The following is an 18,997-nucleotide window of genomic DNA, read 5'->3' on the forward strand; positions in this document are numbered from 1 at the left end:
ATGCGCGTGCTGATCGTTCAGAGCAAGCAAAATCTGGGGGGGCTGTGGATGCGGCACCTTGAACGCTTGGGGGCACATGTCATACATGCGCTGACCGGCGCAGAGGCGCTCGTTTGTCTTGAAAAAATGGCGTTCGATGTCATCGTTCTGGATATTGTCCTGAGCCAGGGCAGCGCCATAGCCGTGGCCGATATGGCAGAATTTCGCCAGCCGCAGGCCAATATTATCTTTGTCACCGATACGACATTCTTTTCTGACGGTTCAATCTTTCAGCACTGTTCCAACGCACGCGCCTTTCTCAAAAGCGCGACGCCGCCAAATGATCTGGCGGCGATCGTGCAACATTACGGCAGCACTAGCCACGACCGTGCGGCGCAGACAGGTCGATCTGCGGATTGATCGGGATGATCCGGTGCGGATTGATCGTATCGTGGCTGTAATGGTAATGCCGGACGATGTGATCCATGTTCACTGTCTCCGCAACACCGGGCCATTGATACAACTCGCGCGTGAACCCCATCAGGTTGGGATAATCTGCAATCCGCTTGCGGTTACATTTGAAATGCAGGTGATACACCTGATCGAAACGGATCAGTGTTGTCCAAAGCCGCCAGTCGGCTTCGGTTATTTTGTCACCCATCAGATAGCGGTTCTGGCCCAGCCGGTCTTCCAACCAATCAAGTGTTTCGAACAACGGATAAACGGCATCTTCATAGGCGGATTGTGTGGTGGCAAAGCCTGACTTGTAGACGCCGTTATTCACTGTGTCATAAATCCGGTCATTCACCGGCGCGATGGCATCGCGCAGGTCTTTGGGCCAGTAATCATCGGTATTGCCGGTGATGCCGTCGAACGCGGAATTGAACATCCGGATGATTTCCGACGATTCGTTTGATACGATGCTGTCGGTTTGCTTGTCCCACAAAATAGGCACCGTCACCCGCCCCGAGATTTTGGGATCGGCACGCAGATAGATATCCCGCAAGAACGGCACCCTGAACAGCGTATCGCCCGTGGCCCCTTTGTCATCGGTTTCAAACGTCCAGCCGTCTGACAACATGTCAGGATGCACGGCTGACACGCTGATCTGATCCGTCAATCCTTTGATGGCCCGAAAAATCAGGGTCCGATGGGCCCAAGGGCAAGCGTAAGAGACATAAAGATGATAGCGCCCTGATTCAGCCTTGAACCCGCCTTCACCTGATGCACCAGCGGACCCGTCAGCGGTGACCCAGTTGCGGAATTTCGCGGTAGAGCGGACAAATTTGCCCCCCGATTTTTTTGTGTCATACCATGTGTCGTTCCAGACGCCGTCAACAAGTTGGCCCATTGCATATCTCCATTCTGCTTGAAGCAAAGATAAAGCACTACACCAAAGAACGTAACATGCGCTTATGCGAGTTGACCGTGCGTATTCGCACATATCTGGGCGCAGCGTTTTGGCGTCAGTCCTGCAAGCCCGCGTATAGCCGCGCGCGCAGCCCGCTGATTTCCGTATCATTCCAATGCCCGCGCCGCCCGTGATGATCGACAATGATTTCATTGTCGCGCAGGGCACAGATTGTTTCCGGTTTCGTCAGATCGCCGTCAAATGTCACCAGCACCAGATGCTGGCGGCGCTTGCGTCGGGCCCGGGCCTTGACCCGGTTCAGTGCTAGGGTCGGCGCCAGAAACTCCATCCTGAACCGGACTGCCAGATCGGTGGGGATCGGGCGGATCAAGTCCTGACAGGACCACCCGATAAAGCGGTCATCGTTCTGGCGGGCTGCATCATTGTGGTTACCGAATATTGGTGCGTGGCCGCGAAACTTCTGCGTCGGGTTGCCGGGAAAACGGTTACGAAAGGCAATGGCAGATGAGTTTCCAGCACCATAAGACCGGCCTCTTGTCAGCCGCCATTTGATCCGTGCCCACAGATTGAACCGCGCCCGAAAAGTCCCCAGCGTCCAGATCGGCCCGCTGCGTGTCAATGCGGCGAGCTTGCCCAAATCGCCAATGATCGCGCTGTCCAGATCGACATAGACACACGGCGCACCCTCGGGCAGTACGTCAATGTCGAACATCGAAATCTTGACCGGCAGCCCGCCGGATTTAAACGCAGGTGTGTCGAAGTCGGCAACAATCGGATGCAGGGTCGCGCGCGAATCAATCACACGGTTCAGGCGATCCGACAAGACAATGACGCCCCTGATACTGCTTGAATTGGCATAAGCGTCGCGGATAAGGCGGTTGCAGTCGGCGTCACCATATTTGTCGCCCCAGACCATCAAAATCAGATACCGGCCCATCGGGTTGCCGCACTCCTGTTGTGTTGATCAGGCCTTGTGGCACGAAAGAAGGCGCAGAGACAATCTGGCTGTTCTGACTGCGGGTTTGTCGCTGATGTGTCGCTTATGGGTTTGCCCTGTTCAGCGCACCGCTTTATAGACGGACGTGACGAAGCCCATGCAGGGCCAGAACGGTTGGCAGTGCGGCGGTTGACCCACAACGGGGACCAAAACACCACGTCGTCGAAACCCGGGGCACCCGGGCCTCTGGTCATGATGTGAAACGGAGGATCCGATGCGCATATTTTTTTCCCTATTCCTGAGCGTTGCAGGCTCTGCCGCTGCGGCGCATCCCGGTCATTGGGCCGATGTGGCGGGGCATGATCATTGGGTGGCGGGGGCCGCCATCGGGCTTGCCGGTCTGGCTGCGATCTGGGGGGCTTTGAAGGGAAAAAAACCCAAAGATACGCCCGCGCCAGAGGAAGAGTTGGAAGAGGAAACAGCATGAAAACGGGCGTCATGATTTGCGGCCACGGGTCGCGCAGCCAGTCTGCGGTGGATGAATTTGCAACGCTGGCGGACAAACTGCCCGCCTATCTGCCCGATGACTGGCAAACCGAATACGGCTATCTGGAATTTGCCAACCCGGTGATCCGCGACGGGCTGGACAAACTGCGTGCGGCAGGCTGTGAACGCGTGCTGGCGGTGCCGGGGATGCTCTTTGCGGCGATGCACGCGAAAAACGATATCCCCACCGTGCTCAACACCTACGCCGCCAAACACGGGCTGACCGTCAGCTATGGCCGCGAACTGGGCGTGGACCCCAAGATGATCGCCGCCGCCGCCGGGCGCGTGCAAGAGGCCGTGGACCGCGCCAACACCAAACTAGGCAAGCTGCCGCTGGCAGAAACCTGCCTTGTCGTGATCGGACGCGGCGCATCAGACCCCGACGCCAATGGCAACGTCGCCAAAATCGCGCGGATGATTCAGGAAGGCATGGGGTTCGGCTGGTGCGAGGTGGGCTATTCCGGCGTGACCTTCCCGCTGGTTGAACCATGTTTGCAACATGTGGCGCGCCTGCCCTACAAGCGCGTGATCGTGTTCCCGTATTTCCTGTTTTCGGGCATCCTGATCGACCGGATTTACGGCTTTACCGATCAGGTGGCCGCCCAATACCCCGATATCGATTTTATCAAGGCCGGTTATCTGGGCGATCACCCCAAGGTGCTGGAAACCTTCGCCGAACGGATCATGGAACAAGACAGCGAAACGCCGCCGCCCAACTGCGGCATTTGCGGCTATCGCGCGCAGGTGCTGGCGCTGGATGCGGGCGAAACCCGGCGCATCAGCGCCGAGGATCGCGCTCACCCCGCCTTTGGTGTCGTGCCGCCGCCCACCTGTGTCTTGTGTAAATACCGCGTGCAGGTGCTGGGGTTCGAGGCCGAAGTCGGCGCCGTGCAGGAAAGTCACCATCACCACGTCGAAGGGCAGGGCGCCAATGCGCCGGGGTCAAACGTGGCCGATTGCGCGCTGTGCGATACATTCTGCACCGGCATGTGCCGTCTGGCAGCACAGGATCAGCATGATCACCACCACCACCACCATCACGACCATGATCATGACCACCATCACCATGCACCCTATCCGCACGCCAAGCACCCGCATGGCCCCGAAAGCGCGCGCAAGACCAAAGTCTCCTGATCTTCATCTTGGCAAAAAAACTCCCGCCGGAGGCTCCGCCGCTGGCCACCCACCGAAAGGCCCGCATTTGCGACCCTACGAAAAAGACCCTCGCAGCATCTATGCCCAGAGCTTTGCGACAGTCAGGGCAGAGGCGCGTCTGGATCGGTTCGCCCCCGATCTGCATCCGTTGATGACGCGGCTGATCCACGCCAGCGGGATGGTTGAAATCGCGGATCGTCTGGCGGTTTCACCCGGTCTCGTGGTGGCGGGTCACAAGGCGTTGCAATCCGGCGCGCCGATCCTGTGCGATTGCGAAATGGTTGGCGCGGGGATCATCCGGCGCTATCTGCCATCCGGTAATGATGTCGTGGTCACGTTGAACGACCCCACCGTGCCGGAACTTGCCCGCCAGATCGGGAATACACGATCAGCGGCAGCGGTGGAACTGTGGCGCGATCGGATCGCAGGCGCCGTTGTGGCCATTGGCAATGCCCCAACAGCATTGTTCCACCTGCTTGAATTGCTTGACGCTGGCTGGCCAAAGCCTGCGGTTATCCTTGGTTTCCCGGTGGGGTTTGTGGGCGCTGCCGAAAGCAAGGCGGAACTGGCACGCGATCCGCGCGGTTGCGATTTTGTTGCCCTGCGCGGGCGGCGTGGCGGGTCTGCCATGGCTTCGGCTGCTGTCAATGCGCTGGCTGCGGGGTTGCCCGAAGATGTCTGAACCTTGGTTGCATATCGTCGGGATCGGCGAGGACGGGATGGACGGGCTGCTTCCCGCCACCCGCGCCGTTGTTGCAGCAGCAGAGGTTATCATCGGCGGCGAGCGGCATCACATGCTTGCCGAAAACCTGACGGCGGAACGTTTGGCATGGCCGCATCCTTTTGATGCGCTGATTGACACGATCAAGGGGCTGCGCGGGCGGCGGGTTGTCGTGCTGGCCACGGGTGATCCGCTGTGGTTTTCGATTGGCGCGCGGATTGGCCGGGCGATCGACCCTGCCCAGATCATTTACCATCCGCAGCTTTCGGCGTTCCAACTGGCTGCCGCACGCATGGGCTGGTCGCTGCCGGATGTGGAAACGTTAACGGTGCATGGCCGCCCGGTCGAGCAGATGATCGCCTTTATCCAGCCCGATGTGCGGCTACTGATCCTGACGACCGGGGCGGAAACGCCCGCCCAGATCGCGCGTTTTTTGACGGAACGCGGTTTCGGGCAATCGCGGATGACCGTGCTGGCCGCGATGGGCGGCAAGGACGAGGCGCGGTTTGATGGCCTGGCGGACAGCTGGGATCAGGTGGTGCCCGCGTTCAACACGCTTGCCGTGGAATGTGTCGCGGCCCCCGATGCGGCCTTGGTGCCGCGCGTGCCGGGGCTGGCGGATGGTCTGTTCCAGTCCGATGGCACGATGACCAAGCAAGAGGTCCGCGCCGTGACGGTGGCCAAGCTGATGCCGATGCGCGGCGCGCTTTTGTGGGATATTGGCTGTGGCTGCGGTTCGGTGGCCATCGAATGGATGCGCGCGGCCCGCTATGCCCGTGCCGTCGGGATTGAGCCCCGCGCCGACCGCCGTGCGATGGCGGCGGCCAATGCCCTGGCGCTGGGGGTGCCGAAACTGGAATTGATTGACGGGATGGTGCCCGGTGCGCTGACGGGGTTGGATTCGCCGGATGCGATTTTCATTGGCGGTGGCCTGAGCCGTGCGACGTTCGTGGCGGCGTGGTCTGCCTTGCGGCCCTTAGGGCGTTTGGTTGCGAACGCAGTGACATTGGAAAGCGAGGCGGAACTGATCGCCCTTCACAAGACCTACGGTGGTGATTTGGTGAAACTTTCGGTGCATCGCGCCGAACCTGTGGGCCGCCTGACCGGTTGGCGGCCGATGATGCCGGTCACCCAATGGAGCCTTGTGAAAAGATGAGCCGTCGGACCCTCCGGGGGGAGTTTTCTGGCCAAGATGAAGCAGGGGTGCTTTATGGTGTTGGTCTGGGTCCGGGTGCGCCGGACCTGATGACCTTGCGCGCGGCGCGTTTGATTGAAGGGGCCGCGGTGATCGCCTATCCGACACTTGCTGGCGGGGCGAGCTTTGCCCGCGCGATTGCGGCTGATCTGATTGCGCCAGAGGTGCAGGAAATCGTGATGGATGTGCCTATGACCGTTGAACGCGCCCCGGCGCAAGCGGCCTATGATACGGGCGCTGCGACAATTGCGGCGGCCTTGGATCAGGGCAAGGATGTTGTGTGCCTGTGCGAGGGTGATCCGTTCTTTTACGGGTCTTTCATGTATCTGTTTGCGCGCCTGTCAGAGAAATACCGGGTCGAGGTGGTGCCGGGGGTGACATCTGTCACGGCCTGTGCGGCGCGTGCCGGCATGCCGCTGGCCGCGCGCAATGAACGCCTGACCGTGTTGCCCGGCCCCTTGCCCGAAGCTGAATTGCGCGCGCGGATTGATGGCGCGGAAAGCGTTGTCATCATGAAAGTTGGGCGACATTTGTCCAAGGTTCGTGCCGTGATTGACGCGCTGGGCCTGACGGCGCAGGCGGTTTATGTTGAACGCGCGACCTTGCCCGACGAGGTTGTGTTGCCGCTGGCGGAAGCGCCGGAAAAGGCCCCGTATTTTTCAATGATTCTACTGACCAAAGGGGCTGATCCATGGCTGTGAAACCTGTTGTATTGGCCCTGTCGCGGTCTGGTGAGCCCGTGGCGCATCGGGTGGCGGCGCTGTTGGGTGCGCAGGTGCATGGTCGTGAAGGGCGGATCGATCAGGCGGATGCCTGTTTTCCCGATGCGCTGGATCATGTTCGTGATCTGTTTGCGGCTGGCGTGCCGATCATCGGTGTTTGCGCGGCGGGTATCCTTATTCGGGCTGTGGCACCTTTGCTGGCTGACAAGACGACAGAGCCGCCGGTGATCGCGGTATCGGATGACGGGGCTGTGGTGGTGCCGCTTTTGGGGGGGCATCGTGGGGCGAACCGGCTTGCAGCGCAGATATCGCAGGCGCTGGGGGCGGTGGCTGCTGTGACCACGGCTGGCGATGTGGCGCTGGGGGTGGCGCTGGATGAACCACCTATCGGCTGGCGGCTGGTTAACCGCGCCGATGCCAAGGGTGCGATGGCGGCGCTGTTGTCGGGCGGTGGTGCCGATGTGCGCGGTGATGCGCCTTGGCTGGCCGATTTACCCAAGGGCGATGCGGTGCGTGTGTCGGCGACGATGGATCGTCTGGATGATCTGGGGGGCGCGCATTTGCAGTTTGCCCCGCAGCGGGTGGCGCTGGGTGTGGGGTGTGCCCGTAACTGTGCGCCCGCTGAATTGGCAGGGTTGGTGCAGGATACGCTGGATGCGGCGGGCATCGCGCCAGAGGCGGTGCATTCGGTGAATACGATCACGCTGAAAGCGGATGAGCCTGCGATCATTGATCTGGCGTCTGCTTTGGCTGTGCCTTTGCGGTTGTTCGATGCAGAAGAGCTGGAGGCGGAAACGCCACGTTTGGCCAATCCTTCCGATGTGGTTTTTGCCGAAGTGGGCGCGCACGGCGTATCAGAAGCAGCTGCATTGGCGCAGGCGGGGCCGGACGGGGAATTTCTGCTGACCAAGCGCAAGACGGTCAATGCGACCTGTGCGTTGGCGGTGACGCCTGAACCTTTGATCGACATGCGGGGGCGCGCGCGCGGGCGACTGTCGGTTGTGGGCATTGGACCAGGTCAGGCGGCCTGGCGCACGCCAGAGGTGTCGCGGCTGGTGGCCGCGGCGGACGAACTGGTGGGATACGGGTTGTATATTGATTTGCTGGGGCCGCTGGCCGTGGGCAAGGACCGGTCGGATTTCCCATTGGGCGGGGAAGAGGACCGTTGCCGCTATGCCTTGGAACAGGCGGGTAAGGGGCGCAACGTTGCCCTTGTCTGTTCGGGGGACGCGGGGATTTACGCGATGGGCGCGTTGGTGTTCGAACTGCTGGATCGGGGGCCGGATCAGATGGGCGTGTCCGCTGCGGCGCGTCGGGTCGAGGTTGTCTGTTCGCCAGGGGTCAGCGCCTTGCAGGCGGCGGCGGCACGGGCGGGCGCGCCATTGGGCCATGATTTCTGTGCGATTTCCCTTTCGGACTTGCTGACCCCGCGTGACGATATTGTAATGCGTCTGCGGGCGGCGGCGGCAGGGGATTTTGTTATCGCGTTCTACAACCCCGTGTCGATGCGGCGGCGGACACTGTTGGCAGAGGCGCGGGATATCCTGTTGCAGCACCGTCCGGCGGATACGCCTGTGATGTTGGCCAGTTCGCTGGGGCGGCCAGAGGAACATATCCGCTATCGCCGTTTAGCAGATTTGCAGGTGGATGAGGTGGATATGCTGACTGTGGTGCTGGTCGGGTCGTCGCATTCGCGGCTGGCGCAGCTGGGCACCGGGCCGCGGATGTATACGCCGCGGGGCTATGCGCGCAAGATTGATGGGGATCTGGCTGTTGGCTGAGCGACCCTCCGGGGGGAGTTTTTTGGCCAAGATGAAGCAGGGGAGCGGACAATGACGGTTTATTTTATTGGCGCGGGGCCGGGTGACCCGGAATTGCTGACGCTGAAGGCGGCGCGGCTGATCGGGGCCTGCCCGGTTTGTCTTTATGCCGGGTCGCTGGTGCCAGAAGCGGTGGTGGCCTGTTCGCCGGATGATGCTTTGGTCATGGACACGGCCCCGATGACGCTGGACGCGACGCATGGTGTTATCGTCGCCGCCCATGCCAAGGGGCAGGATGTAGCGCGGGTGCATTCGGGGGATCCGTCGCTTTATGGGGCGATTGCCGAACAGATCCGGCGGTTGAAGGCGGATGGCATTGCGTATCAGATCATTCCCGGCGTGCCGGCCTATGCGGCGGCGGCGGCGGCGCTGGGCACGGAACTGACGGTGCCCGAGGTGGCGCAGTCGATCATTCTGACGCGGATGTCGATGAAATCGACGGGGATGCCTGCGGGTGAGACGCTGGAGAATTTTGCGCGCACGGGGGCGACGCTGGCGATTCATCTGGGTATCCGCGCGCTGCGCGAGATCGAACGCCAGTTGGTGCCGTTTTATGGGGCTGATTGTCCGGTGGCGGTGGTCTATCGTGTGGGCTGGCCCGATCAGATGATTATTCGCGGCACATTGACGGACGTGCGCGAAAAGGTGCGTGTGGCCAAGATTACCCGCACTGCGTTGATCATGGTGGGGCCGGCGCTAGCTGATTCGCACGGATTTCCTGATTCAGCGCTTTATGATGCGTCCAAGCCGCATGTGTTACGGCCACGTGTGAAGGCTGATTTATAAGGTTTTGCTGCGCTGGGGCGGGTTTGGTTACTTGAAATTTACATAAATCGGTTCATCTTTGGCCCAATGTGGGGGTGTTTACGATGTATGAATTTTTACCAGCAGCGGTGCGACAAGGTTTAGAGGATGCGCGCAAGGCCGCGCTGAAACGCAAGGACCGTCTGTCTGTGCATGATGGCGACGATGTGCACCGCATCCGGCGGTTCTGGGATGGGGGCTTTGCCCTTGATATTGTAGGGTCGGATCGTTTGCGCGGGCATGTCGATATATATGACGGGCCAAAGCATCTGTATCAGTGTCTGGTCATGTCTTCGGTGGATGACGGGGACGAACGGGTGTTTGAATTCAAGTGGTTGACGCCCGTCGCGGACCGGCCCGCCGCAGATTTCGTGCGGCCGGATTTTGCCCCGGCCGGTTTGATCGAAGGATGATTTGCGCCTGACAGCTATTGCAGATCCGCGAATGCCTTTTGCAACCTGGTCACGGCGTCAGAAATCTGTGCCCGTGATGCGCCAAGGTTGAAGCGCAGAAAGTTGTCGCCGCCCTTGCCGAAGGTCGATCCGTGGTTGGCGGCAATTTTTGCGACCTGTTCGACCCGGCGGGTGAATTCGTCGCGGCTCATCCCTGTGTTCGCGAAATTGACCCAGGCAAGATAGGTGGATTCCAGTGGCATCGCGGTGACGCCGGGGATGGCATTTACACCTGCGTCAAAGATCTTGCGGTTTTCTTCAAGATAGGCGCGCAGTTCATCCACCCAGTCGGCGCCTTCGGGGGAATAGGCGGCGGTGGCCATATGCAGGCCAAAGCTGTTAGGCGAAATACCCAAGGCCGCCATCCGCGCTGCGAATCGCGCCCGCAGGTCGGGGTCTGCGATAATCACATTGCCGACGTGGCTGCCTGCGATGTTGAAGGTTTTGGTGGTTGCCGTCATCATCACCAACCGGTCGGTCACGCCGTCGATATTCGCCATTGGGATATGCGTGTAGCCAGGCATTGTCAGGTCGTGGTGAATTTCGTCGGACACAAGGATCAGGTCGTGGCGTTTGGCAAAACCCGCAACCGCCTGCAGTTCGGCGTGGGTCCAGACGCGCCCGCCCGGGTTATGTGGTGAACACAGGATCAACATCCGTTCGTTGCCGGTCATCTGGGCATCGTAGGTGGTGAAATCCATCTCGTAGCGGCCGGCATTGTTGACCAGCTCACATTCCACCACCTGTCGTCCGGCAGCTTTGATCACGCGCGCAAAGGCGTGATAGACAGGCGTGAACAACACCACCCCGTCGCCGGGCTTGGTGAAGCTGTCCACACATATCGCTGTGCCGTTGACCAGCCCGTGTGTGGTAAAAATCCAGGACGGATCAATCTGCCAGCCATGGCGGATGTTCATCCACCATTTAATCGCGTTCAAATAGGCGCCTTCATCGCCAAAATAGCCGTAAACCCCATGATCGTGCATCTGTTGCACCGCGTCTTGGATGCAATCGGGTGCGCGGAATTCCATATCGGCGACCCACATGGCGATCCCGTCATCGGGGCTGACGCCATAGGTTTTTTCCATCCCGTCCCATTTTACACAGTGGGTGTTGCGGCGATCCGGGGTGGTGTCGAATGTCATGGGGCTCTCCGTTATTGTCGGTGCCAAGGTGGGACGATGCGCGGGCAGGTGCAAGGCGAATTTCGCCGTGATCTTGCGATACGCGCCGCGACCGACTAAATGACCCGTCATGGCTTTGAAGAACATCCTGATCCATCCTGATCCCCGGCTGAAAAAGGTGGCCGATCCCGTGGCGTCGGTCACGGAAGATCTGCGCCGTCTGGCCGATGACATGCTGGAAACCATGTATGATGCGCCCGGTATCGGGCTGGCGGCACCGCAGGTGGCGGTGATGAACCGTCTGATCGTGATGGATTGCGAAAAGGGCGAGGATGCGACCCCCGACCCGATAGTGTTGATCAACCCGCAGGTTTTGTGGACGTCAGAGGAGCGCAATGTCTATGAAGAAGGCTGCCTGTCGATCCCCGAACAATACGCCGAGGTCGAACGCCCTGCCGAGGTTGAAGTGGCGTGGATGGACCTGGCCGGTAAAACCCGTCGCGAACGCTTTGACGGGTTGTGGGCAACTTGCGTGCAGCACGAGATTGACCATCTGGATGGCAGGCTGTTCATCGATTATCTGAAACCGCTGCGACGCCAGATGATCACCCGTAAGATGCAAAAGCTGAAACGCGAAATGGCGCGGGCCTGAACCCGTGCCGGTGCGCACCCTATGCTTTGACGGGGATCCTGTGCTTCGCGGTATCGCGGCACCGGTTTTGCAGTTTGGTGCTGACCTGGATGTACTGGTCACTGATTTGTTCGCAACGATGTATGACAGCAAGGGGCGCGGGTTGGCAGCACCGCAGGTTGGTGTGTCGCTGCGCGTGTTCGTGACCGACACCGACTGGAAAGAGGCCGCGCCGAGCCCCATGGCATTCGTGAACCCTGAAATTATTGCCACCGCCCCAGAGCAGCATTGCGGCCCCGAGGCGTGCCTGTCGATCCCGGGCCGCACGTTCGATGTCATGCGCTCGGTCTGGGTTGATCTGGGCTGGACCAGCCTTGCCGGGCTTCGGCAGACTGCCCGGTTTCATGGGGTTGGTGCGGTTTGTGTCTGTCACGAATTGGACCATTTGAACGGTATTCTGATCACCGAAAGCGGGACTGAAATATGACGCATCGTCCCTATGTGATGTGGCCGCATCCGGTGCTGCGCACCCTCGCAGCGCCTGTGGATGCCGTGACTGATGACATCCGCGCGATCTGGGATGAGATGATCATTGCGATGGACACGATGCCGGGCGTTGGTCTGGCCGCACCGCAACTGGGGATTGGCTTGGCGTTGGCTGTTGTCGATGCATCCGAGGCGCGGGGGCAGGCGGTGCGCATGGCGAACCCTGTTGTCCTTCACGCCAGTGCCATGTTGCGCGATCATGAGGAAGGGTCGCCCAATCTAGCCGGTGTCTGGGCCAGGGTCAGCCGCCCGCGCGCGGTGACGGTGCGGTTTCTGAACGCCGGTGGCGTGACAGAGGAACGGGATTTTGTCGGGCTTTGGGCCACGTCGGTGCAGCATCAGATCGACCATCTGGCGGGGCGGATGTTTTTTGACAGGCTGGGGCGGGTCAAGCGCGATATGCTGATCAAGAAGGCACGCAAACTGCACCGTTAGAGCGTGGGATTGGCCGGCCCTCCGGGGGGAGTTTTTTGGCCAAGATGAAGCAGGGGAGCTTTGATGATGCGGCTGGTCTTTATGGGAACGCCAGATTTTTCGGTGCCGGTGCTGGATGCGCTGGTGGCCGCAGGGCACGAGGTTGTGGCGGTTTATTGCCAGCCGCCCCGGCCCGCTGGGCGCGGCAAGAAGGACCGCCCGAGCCCCGTTCAGCTGCGTGCCGAAGCGCTGGGTCTGCCGGTGCGCTGCCCGGTGTCGTTGAAAGGGGCCGAAGCGCAGGCGGATTTTGCGGGGCTGAGGGCGGATGTGGCGGTGGTTGTGGCCTATGGGTTGATCTTGCCGCAGGCGGTGCTGGATGCGCCGCAACACGGCTGTCTGAATATTCATGCGTCACTGTTGCCGCGTTGGCGGGGGGCCGCGCCGATCCATCGCGCGGTGATGGCGGGGGATACGCAGACCGGCGTTTGCATCATGCAGATGGAGGCCGGTCTGGATACTGGGGCTGTGCTGTTGCGCGAAGCGACGGATATTGGCCCCGAAGAGACGACCGGCGATCTGCATGACCGGTTGTCGGCCATGGGCGCCCGTCTGGTGGTTGTGGCGCTGGATCGGTTGTCTGACCTGATGCCGCAACCGCAGCCTGATGATGGCGTGACCTATGCCGCCAAAATAGACAAGGCCGAGGCGCGGGTTAACTGGACACAACCGGCGATGCAGGTGGACCGGCTGATCCGGGGGCTGTCGCCCTTTCCCGGTGCGTGGTGCGTTGTCGCGGGTGAGCGTGTGAAGCTGCTGCGGTCGCGTTTGGTGGATGGGGCCGGTGCGCCGGGTCAGGTGCTGGGTGGCTTTACCATCGCCAGTGGGAATGGCGCTGTTGAAATCACGCAGGTGCAGCGCGCGGGCAAAAGGCCGATGGAAGCGTCCGAGGCATTGCGCGGCCTGAACTTGCCGTCGATGCTGGATGGTGATTGATCCGCCGCGCAGTCATAGATAGGATCGCGCTGTGGCGATGGCGTCGTCGCGCATTTCCCTGTTTTCCATGTCCTGAACGCCGGGACCTTTTTCAAAAGGGTCTGACATGACTGCACGTCTGCAATTCTATCGTTTTCATCAGGGTGACAAGGTTTTGCCCTTTGCCGCGTCGGAATATGATGCGCGTCTGGCTGGCCTGCGGGCGATTATGGCCGACAAGGGGATCGAGGCTGTCGTTTTCACCTCGATGCATAATATCGCCTATTATGCGGGTTTCCTTTATTGCAGTTTTGGTCGCCCTTACGGGCTTGTGGTGACACCGACCGAAAGCGTGACGATTTCGGCGGGCATTGATGCTGCCCAGCCTTGGCGCCGGTCGCATGGCGACAATATAACCTATACCGACTGGCAGCGCGGCAATTACTGGCGCGCGATCCGGTCGGTGACGGGGCTGGGCAAGGTGATTGGTTACGAATCCGATCACATGACCGTTGCCACCCGCATGGCCCTGCGTGACGATTTGCAACCGGCCCGGTTGGTGGATGTTGCAGCGCAGACCATGACGCAGCGGATGCATAAATCGCCAGCCGAACTGGACCTGATCCGCGCCGGTGCGGCGGTGGCCGATGTGGGTGGCTACGCCATGCGCGACGCCATCAAGCCCGGCGTGCGCGAAATTGACGTGGCCATGGCGGGCCGTGATGCGATGGAGCTGGAAATTGCGAAACGCTTTCCCGGTGCCGAATATCGCGATACTTGGGTCTGGTTCCAATCCGGTATCAACACCGATGGGGCGCATAACCCGGTCACGTCGCGGGTGCTTGAACACGGCGATATCCTGTCGCTGAACGCATTCCCGATGATCAGCGGCTATTACACAGCCTTGGAACGCACTTTGTTCGTGGGCGCGGTGGATAATGCATCGCGCGCGATCTGGGAAGCAAACGTCGCTGCCCATGAATACGGTATGTCCTTGCTGGTGCCGGGGGCAAAGTGTTCTGATGTCACTGCAAAGATCAACGCGTTTTTCGAGGCGCGTGATCTGCTGCAATACCGCACCTTTGGCTATGGCCATTCCTTTGGGGTTCTGTCGCATTACTATGGCCGCGAGGCGGGGCTGGAGCTGCGAGAAGATATCGACACGGTGCTTGAACCCGGCATGGTGATCAGCATGGAGCCGATGCTGACCATTCCCGAGGCGCAGCCGGGGGCGGGTGGATACCGCGAACACGATATCCTGTTCATCACCGCAGAGGGGAACGAGGATGTCACCCGCTATCCTTACGGTCCGGATTTCAACGTTGTGGGGTAATGCGCACCGGGGAACCTGACTTTTCGCGGGTTTATCGGCCTGATTGTCACGTTTTGTCACGTCTGTGCGGGAACCCGCCGGTGCGGGTTTCACCAATCCCCAACAGGGTGTTAAGACAAGATTCGATAAATTGGGGTTTGAATGACAATGGCCACACAGATGACACGGCGCGCTTTTGGAGCGATGATGCTTGGGACTGCGGCGGCTTGCGCGCGCCCGGAGCCTGCGACATTGCCGCCGACGCCTTTGCCGCAAGGTTTCGTTGAAGGTTACGGGCCGATAACCGACGCGGGCTATAATCTGCCCGGTATTCCGTCGCGGTATTTGCGCGGCGTCAATCGCCGCATGTCGGGAATTTATAATGGTGAGGCGCCGCCAAATTCGATTGACGTCGATCCTTACGCAAAGTTTCTGTATCATGTTCGCGCTGATGGCACTGCGACCCGATACCCTGTTGGCGTGGGGCGCGCAGGCAAATCTATCCGTGGGACGGCGACGATCAGGCTGAAACGTGAATGGCCCGGCTGGACACCCACCCAGAACATGTTGCGCACCGAACCGGAGGTTTACGAACCTTTTCGTGCTGGCGTACCCGGTGGTTTGCGCAGCCCATTGGGCGCGCGGGCGCTGTATCTGTATCGGGGCAACCGTGACACCTATTACCGGATCCATGGCACCAATGATCTGGGATCGATCGGAAATTCCGGCTCTGCGGGATGTATTCGCATGTTCAACCAGGATGTGATTCACCTGTATGATCAGATTGACGTTCCGATGCAGGTGTTGATCCGATCGCCCGAGGAATCGCTGCGTGTTGATCCAGAAAACTATGAACGCGGGGTCGAATTGCCCCCCATGATCATCCCCGCCGAGGATTTGTTAGGCCCGGAGGCTGTTGCCAATGACAGTGGACCGACTATTGATGAGGCTTAGACTGACAACAAAGGGGCGCGGATGTGTAAAATCTCAACCACGCCCTTGTTTCGTTTAACGCGTTTTCCCGCTGTATTGCTGTTGACCGGTGCATTACACGCACGAATGGGGAAATGAAACGTCGTCGCAAGAATGATACGATGTCGATATCGTTGATCATGTGACGGTGTCTGCCTGATCGTTCGAGCGGCGTATTTCATGTCAATCCGGGTTGTTTTGCCCTATATCTTTGTTGATCAAGATGAATTGAGGGTCAGTTATGCGTCGTTTTAAAATCATTGTCCGCGTTACGGCTGCGTTGATTGTCGGTGCGTTCTTTCACTATGTTTTACCGCAGCATGATGTGGTGCAAGTCACCTCGACTGAGGTGATACGCACTGATTTCAGCCCCTACAACAGATTGTTTTATGCGCAGGGCGATAGCGGGGGTGCCCAGCAGCCAACACGTGATTTGCGGTTGATCAATACCAACAAGCGCAAGACGTTTCTTTTGGGTTTTGTGCCGCGCGACAGCACGGCCGTGATGGTCTACCGCAACGAGGATACCGGTTGGATCTGGCCGCCGTATTTCAAATTCGACAGTTCCGACTTGCAGGCCGAAGCCGCAAACATCGCCCGTGGCGAAGACTGGGCAGTAATCACCCATTACGGCTGGCGTATTCGCTGGGCCAGCATTTATCCCAATGCGGTCAGTTTGCGCACTGTGTCAGGGCCCGATGTGACGATCATCCCTTGGTTCAATATAGGGTTCTTCATCTTTTTGATGATCGCCATCGTGTTCCTGCGCCGGATGTGGCGCCAATTTCGCGAAGGCACGGTTGACCCGATGCTGGACAGTGCAGGCCACCAACTGGATGAAGCACAGGCCGGAATTGCCGCGCGCAAGGGCCGGTTGGCGCGGTGGATTGAGAGTTGGCGGAAATAATGCGCCAAAGGCGCATTGTGGCGCTGATCTGATCGGGTGGGGGTTTTGCCCCGCCCCTTTTCCCCCACTCAGAAGATTAATACGCGGAAGAAGCTTAGGCGCCGTAAGGGATCCAGATGTTTTTTACTTCGGTTGCGGCGGACAGATAGGCCTGGGTGTCTGGTGTTACAGCCATACCGTTGTTCACCCATGTGCGTTTGAGGTTGCCTGCGCTTGCCATTTCGATAGCCGAGGAAATATCGCTGGAAGAAAATGACCAGACCGCATCAATATCCATGTGGCTGGCCAATGGCGCGGCCAGTTCCATGTGGTTACCAGTCAGGATGTTGACCACGCCGCCGGGCACGTCGGATGTTTCCAGCACCTGGATGAAATCTGTCGCTGCCAAGGGGAAGGGTTCGCTGGCAATCAGGATACAGCGGTTGCCCATGGCGATGGCCGGGGCCATGGCGTTGATCAGCCCTGCCAATGGTGCGGCTTCATCGCAAAATACGCCGATCGTGCCGACGGGTTCCTTCATCGCGAGGGCGACACCCCGGATTGGCACGCCATGGACCTGCCCGTCGTATTTGTCGGCCCAGGCGGCATAGGTGAACAGGGTGCGGATGCAGGTTTCAACCTCATCGGCGCCGGATTTTCCGCCGGTCATCGTGTTGATGCGTTTGGCAAATTCATCTTCTCGCGCAGACAGGTTTTCTGCGATGTAATACAGAATCTGTGCGCGCAGATGGCCGGTGGTTTTCGACCAGCCCTTGGCGGCATTGCAGGCTTCGACTGCATTGCGGATATCCTTGCGGTTGGCCGCTGATACATGGCCCAAGAGCTTGCCCTTGGGGGTAAAGACCGGGGTGGAATAGCCACCATCGGGCCGCGCCTGTTTGCCGCCGATATAGAGTTTTGCAGTGCGGTCCAGCGGGTCGGCGGGGTGCCCGTCATCTGTGCTGAAAGCGGCGATTTTCTTGAGAGCCTTGGCTGTGCCTTTGGGTCGGGTATAGCCTGTCAGCCCTTCCCAGCCGCCTTCGCGGCCAAAGCCGCTTTCGCGCACGCCACCGAAACCGGCGGCGGCGTCCATCATGTTGGTGCCGTTGATCCAGACGATCCCAGCCGCCAGTTTCGGCGCGATATCCAGCGCAAGGTTGATGTTTTCCGACCAGACAGATGCGGCCAGCCCGTAACGGCTGTTGTTGGCGATTTCGACCGCCTCTGCAGGGGTGCGAAAGGTTGTGGCGGCCAGCACGGGGCCAAAGATTTCTTCCTGCATCAGATGCGATGCGGGCGATAGGCCGGTGATCAGCGTGGGGGGGTAAAAGCAGCCTTCGGGTGCCTTGGTCTGATAGATGTTGCCTTCGGTGTTGTCGCTGACCATCTTCGTGATCTGCGCCAATTGGATCGGGTCCACGATGGCGCCCATGTCGATGCATTTGTCCAGCGGGTCACCGATGCGCAACCCGTCCATTCGCGCCCTCAGCTTGGTGTAGAACCGATCGCTGATGCCTTCTTGCACCAGTAGTCGCGAACCCGCGCAACAGACCTGACCCTGATTGAACCAGATCGCATCGACAAGGCCCTCGACCGCCGAGTCAATGTCGGCGTCGTCGCACACGATATAGGGGGATTTGCCCCCCAGTTCGAGCGATAGCGCCTTGCCGGACCCTGCGGTCGCTTCGCGGATCTTGCGCCCGACCTCGGTTGATCCGGTAAAGGCGATTTTGTCCACATCCGCAGTGACCAGTGCCGCGCCGGTTTCGCCGTCGCCGGTGACGATGTTGATAACGCCGGGGGGCACGCCGGCCTGTGTGCAGATATCGGCAAAGACCATCGCGGTCAGTGGGGTGTATTCGGCGGGTTTCAGCACGACAGTGTTGCCCATGGCCAAGGCGGGCGCGATTTTCCATGCCAGCATCAGCAGGGGGAAGTTCCACGGGATGATCTGGCCGCAAACCCCCAAGGCTTCGCGGTCGGGCAGTGCGTCTTTCATCAACTGCGCCATGCCTGCGTGAAAGTAAAAGTGCCGGATCGCCAACGGCACGTCGATGTCGCGGGATTCGCGGATCGGTTTGCCATTGTCGAGCGTTTCCATCACCGCCAGAAGGCGCGCATGTTTCTGCATCAGCCGCGCGATGGCATATAAAACACGGGCGCGTTTATGGCCGGATTTGGACCAGGCGGGTTGTGCCTTGCGCGCAGCTTTCACAGCCTGGGCGACTTCGTCAGCGGTGCCATTGGTGACACCAGCCAGTTTTTCACCCGTCGCCGGGTTGTTGGTGGCGAAATCGTCGCGCACCACGCCCCATTTGCCGTTGATATAATGGCCTGCAATCCCGCCATGATCGGACAGCCATTGCAGCGCCTCGGCGCTGCTTTCGCGGGCGGGGCCGTATTCCATGGTGTCGAATATTTCCTTGATGGTCATGGG

Annotated in this window: 20 protein-coding genes; 16 read left to right on the forward strand and 4 right to left on the reverse strand. The window is 59.9% G+C overall.

The features are described 5' to 3' along the window. Positions 1 to 399, forward strand: a complete 399-nt coding sequence (locus IBX59_RS03390) for a response regulator (protein ID WP_296372415.1) — start codon at positions 1 to 3, stop codon at positions 397 to 399. Here IBX59_RS03390 and IBX59_RS03395 read toward each other — a convergent pair. Further along, positions 356 to 1,330, reverse strand: a complete 975-nt coding sequence (locus tag IBX59_RS03395; RefSeq protein WP_296372417.1) for a glutathione S-transferase family protein — start codon at positions 1,328 to 1,330, stop codon at positions 356 to 358. The two genes, IBX59_RS03390 and IBX59_RS03395, sit on opposite strands and share 44 nt — an antisense overlap. A gap of 115 nt (positions 1,331 to 1,445) precedes the next feature. Beyond that, the gene (locus IBX59_RS03400; protein WP_296372418.1) at positions 1,446 to 2,288 is read right to left on the reverse strand and encodes a hypothetical protein; all 843 of its coding nucleotides are present in this window, start codon (positions 2,286 to 2,288) and stop codon (positions 1,446 to 1,448) included. 274 nt (positions 2,289 to 2,562) lie between these two features. Here IBX59_RS03400 and IBX59_RS03405 point away from each other — a divergent pair, with 274 nt between their 5' ends. The 8 genes from IBX59_RS03405 (at position 2,563) to IBX59_RS03440 (ending at position 9,664) form a co-directional block, all read left to right on the forward strand. Continuing rightward, positions 2,563 to 2,775 (forward strand): DUF6732 family protein, encoded by a 213-nt coding sequence (locus IBX59_RS03405; protein WP_296372420.1) that lies wholly within the window; start codon positions 2,563 to 2,565, stop codon positions 2,773 to 2,775. Further along, the gene (locus tag IBX59_RS03410) at positions 2,772 to 3,968 is read left to right on the forward strand and encodes a sirohydrochlorin chelatase (protein WP_296372422.1); all 1,197 of its coding nucleotides are present in this window, start codon (positions 2,772 to 2,774) and stop codon (positions 3,966 to 3,968) included. The genes IBX59_RS03405 and IBX59_RS03410 overlap by 4 nt, the downstream gene beginning before the upstream one ends. A gap of 67 nt (positions 3,969 to 4,035) precedes the next feature. Beyond that, a complete protein-coding gene (locus tag IBX59_RS03415) occupies positions 4,036 to 4,671 on the forward strand; it encodes a precorrin-8X methylmutase (protein ID WP_296372424.1) in 636 nt (211 codons plus the stop codon). Then, positions 4,664 to 5,866: a precorrin-6y C5,15-methyltransferase (decarboxylating) subunit CbiE gene (cbiE, locus tag IBX59_RS03420; protein ID WP_296372426.1), complete on the forward strand. Its 1,203-nt coding sequence runs from the start codon at positions 4,664 to 4,666 to the stop codon at positions 5,864 to 5,866. The genes IBX59_RS03415 and cbiE overlap by 8 nt, the downstream gene beginning before the upstream one ends. Further along, positions 5,863 to 6,606, forward strand: a complete 744-nt coding sequence (gene cobI, locus IBX59_RS03425) for a precorrin-2 C(20)-methyltransferase (protein ID WP_296372429.1) — start codon at positions 5,863 to 5,865, stop codon at positions 6,604 to 6,606. Before cbiE ends, cobI begins: the two co-directional genes overlap by 4 nt. After that, positions 6,597 to 8,408 carry a precorrin-3B C(17)-methyltransferase gene (gene cobJ / locus IBX59_RS03430; RefSeq protein WP_296372431.1) on the forward strand — a complete coding sequence of 604 codons (1,812 nt, stop codon included), beginning with the start codon at positions 6,597 to 6,599 and terminating at the stop codon, positions 8,406 to 8,408. The genes cobI and cobJ overlap by 10 nt, the downstream gene beginning before the upstream one ends. Before the next feature lie 51 nt (positions 8,409 to 8,459). Beyond that, positions 8,460 to 9,233, forward strand: coding sequence for a precorrin-4 C(11)-methyltransferase (cobM, locus tag IBX59_RS03435; RefSeq protein ID WP_296372434.1), 774 nt, complete (start codon positions 8,460 to 8,462; stop codon positions 9,231 to 9,233). Between the two features lie 83 nt (positions 9,234 to 9,316). Then, the gene (locus IBX59_RS03440) at positions 9,317 to 9,664 is read left to right on the forward strand and encodes a hypothetical protein (protein ID WP_296372436.1); all 348 of its coding nucleotides are present in this window, start codon (positions 9,317 to 9,319) and stop codon (positions 9,662 to 9,664) included. A 14-nt stretch (positions 9,665 to 9,678) separates the two neighbouring features. On the opposite strand, the gene IBX59_RS03445 is transcribed toward IBX59_RS03440, so the two are convergent. Further along, the gene (locus tag IBX59_RS03445) at positions 9,679 to 10,848 is read right to left on the reverse strand and encodes a MalY/PatB family protein (RefSeq protein WP_296372439.1); all 1,170 of its coding nucleotides are present in this window, start codon (positions 10,846 to 10,848) and stop codon (positions 9,679 to 9,681) included. A 109-nt stretch (positions 10,849 to 10,957) separates the two neighbouring features. Between IBX59_RS03445 and def (IBX59_RS03450) the strand changes: the two genes are divergently transcribed. From def (IBX59_RS03450) to IBX59_RS03480, 7 genes are all read left to right on the forward strand, one after another. After that, a complete protein-coding gene (gene def / locus IBX59_RS03450; RefSeq protein ID WP_296372441.1) occupies positions 10,958 to 11,479 on the forward strand; it encodes a peptide deformylase in 522 nt (173 codons plus the stop codon). 10 nt (positions 11,480 to 11,489) lie between these two features. Continuing rightward, positions 11,490 to 11,945 carry a peptide deformylase gene (gene def, locus IBX59_RS03455; RefSeq protein WP_296372560.1) on the forward strand — a complete coding sequence of 152 codons (456 nt, stop codon included), beginning with the start codon at positions 11,490 to 11,492 and terminating at the stop codon, positions 11,943 to 11,945. Next, entirely contained in the window at positions 11,942 to 12,439 is a 498-nt protein-coding gene (gene def / locus IBX59_RS03460) for a peptide deformylase (RefSeq protein WP_296372443.1), read from the forward strand. The genes def (IBX59_RS03455) and def (IBX59_RS03460) overlap by 4 nt, the downstream gene beginning before the upstream one ends. Before the next feature lie 66 nt (positions 12,440 to 12,505). Further along, positions 12,506 to 13,411, forward strand: coding sequence for a methionyl-tRNA formyltransferase (gene fmt, locus IBX59_RS03465; protein WP_296372561.1), 906 nt, complete (start codon positions 12,506 to 12,508; stop codon positions 13,409 to 13,411). 106 nt (positions 13,412 to 13,517) lie between these two features. After that, positions 13,518 to 14,723, forward strand: a complete 1,206-nt coding sequence (locus tag IBX59_RS03470) for an aminopeptidase P family protein (protein ID WP_296372445.1) — start codon at positions 13,518 to 13,520, stop codon at positions 14,721 to 14,723. Positions 14,724 to 14,864: 141 nt separating this feature from the next. Continuing rightward, entirely contained in the window at positions 14,865 to 15,656 is a 792-nt protein-coding gene (locus IBX59_RS03475; RefSeq protein WP_296372446.1) for a L,D-transpeptidase, read from the forward strand. A 259-nt stretch (positions 15,657 to 15,915) separates the two neighbouring features. Next, on the forward strand, positions 15,916 to 16,581 hold the full coding sequence (locus tag IBX59_RS03480; protein WP_296372448.1) for a DUF1523 family protein: 666 nt from the start codon (positions 15,916 to 15,918) through the stop codon (positions 16,579 to 16,581). Positions 16,582 to 16,675: 94 nt separating this feature from the next. On the opposite strand, the gene IBX59_RS03485 is transcribed toward IBX59_RS03480, so the two are convergent. After that, the gene (locus tag IBX59_RS03485) at positions 16,676 to 18,994 is read right to left on the reverse strand and encodes an aldehyde dehydrogenase family protein (RefSeq protein ID WP_296372450.1); all 2,319 of its coding nucleotides are present in this window, start codon (positions 18,992 to 18,994) and stop codon (positions 16,676 to 16,678) included. Positions 18,995 to 18,997: the final 3 nt, after the last annotated feature.

The sequence above is a fragment of the Yoonia sp. genome, from assembly GCF_014859355.1.
Taxonomy (GTDB): domain Bacteria; phylum Pseudomonadota; class Alphaproteobacteria; order Rhodobacterales; family Rhodobacteraceae; genus Yoonia.

What these genes read in the sequence shown, in the direction of transcription:
- IBX59_RS03390 (WP_296372415.1), top strand. Translation starts at nt 1, where the DNA reads ATGCGCGTGCTGATCGTTCAGAGCAAGCAAAATCTGGGGGGGCTGTGG.
- IBX59_RS03395 (WP_296372417.1), bottom strand. Translation starts at nt 1,330, where the DNA reads ATGGGCCAACTTGTTGACGGCGTCTGGAACGACACATGGTATGACACA.
- IBX59_RS03400 (WP_296372418.1), bottom strand. Translation starts at nt 2,288, where the DNA reads ATGGGCCGGTATCTGATTTTGATGGTCTGGGGCGACAAATATGGTGAC.
- IBX59_RS03405 (WP_296372420.1), top strand. Translation starts at nt 2,563, where the DNA reads ATGCGCATATTTTTTTCCCTATTCCTGAGCGTTGCAGGCTCTGCCGCT.
- IBX59_RS03410 (WP_296372422.1), top strand. Translation starts at nt 2,772, where the DNA reads ATGAAAACGGGCGTCATGATTTGCGGCCACGGGTCGCGCAGCCAGTCT.
- cbiE (WP_296372426.1), top strand. Translation starts at nt 4,664, where the DNA reads ATGTCTGAACCTTGGTTGCATATCGTCGGGATCGGCGAGGACGGGATG.
- cobI (WP_296372429.1), top strand. Translation starts at nt 5,863, where the DNA reads ATGAGCCGTCGGACCCTCCGGGGGGAGTTTTCTGGCCAAGATGAAGCA.
- cobJ (WP_296372431.1), top strand. Translation starts at nt 6,597, where the DNA reads ATGGCTGTGAAACCTGTTGTATTGGCCCTGTCGCGGTCTGGTGAGCCC.
- cobM (WP_296372434.1), top strand. Translation starts at nt 8,460, where the DNA reads ATGACGGTTTATTTTATTGGCGCGGGGCCGGGTGACCCGGAATTGCTG.
- IBX59_RS03440 (WP_296372436.1), top strand. Translation starts at nt 9,317, where the DNA reads ATGTATGAATTTTTACCAGCAGCGGTGCGACAAGGTTTAGAGGATGCG.
- IBX59_RS03445 (WP_296372439.1), bottom strand. Translation starts at nt 10,848, where the DNA reads ATGACATTCGACACCACCCCGGATCGCCGCAACACCCACTGTGTAAAA.
- def (WP_296372441.1), top strand. Translation starts at nt 10,958, where the DNA reads ATGGCTTTGAAGAACATCCTGATCCATCCTGATCCCCGGCTGAAAAAG.
- def (WP_296372443.1), top strand. Translation starts at nt 11,942, where the DNA reads ATGACGCATCGTCCCTATGTGATGTGGCCGCATCCGGTGCTGCGCACC.
- fmt (WP_296372561.1), top strand. Translation starts at nt 12,506, where the DNA reads ATGCGGCTGGTCTTTATGGGAACGCCAGATTTTTCGGTGCCGGTGCTG.
- IBX59_RS03470 (WP_296372445.1), top strand. Translation starts at nt 13,518, where the DNA reads ATGACTGCACGTCTGCAATTCTATCGTTTTCATCAGGGTGACAAGGTT.
- IBX59_RS03475 (WP_296372446.1), top strand. Translation starts at nt 14,865, where the DNA reads ATGACAATGGCCACACAGATGACACGGCGCGCTTTTGGAGCGATGATG.
- IBX59_RS03480 (WP_296372448.1), top strand. Translation starts at nt 15,916, where the DNA reads ATGCGTCGTTTTAAAATCATTGTCCGCGTTACGGCTGCGTTGATTGTC.
- IBX59_RS03485 (WP_296372450.1), bottom strand. Translation starts at nt 18,994, where the DNA reads ATGACCATCAAGGAAATATTCGACACCATGGAATACGGCCCCGCCCGC.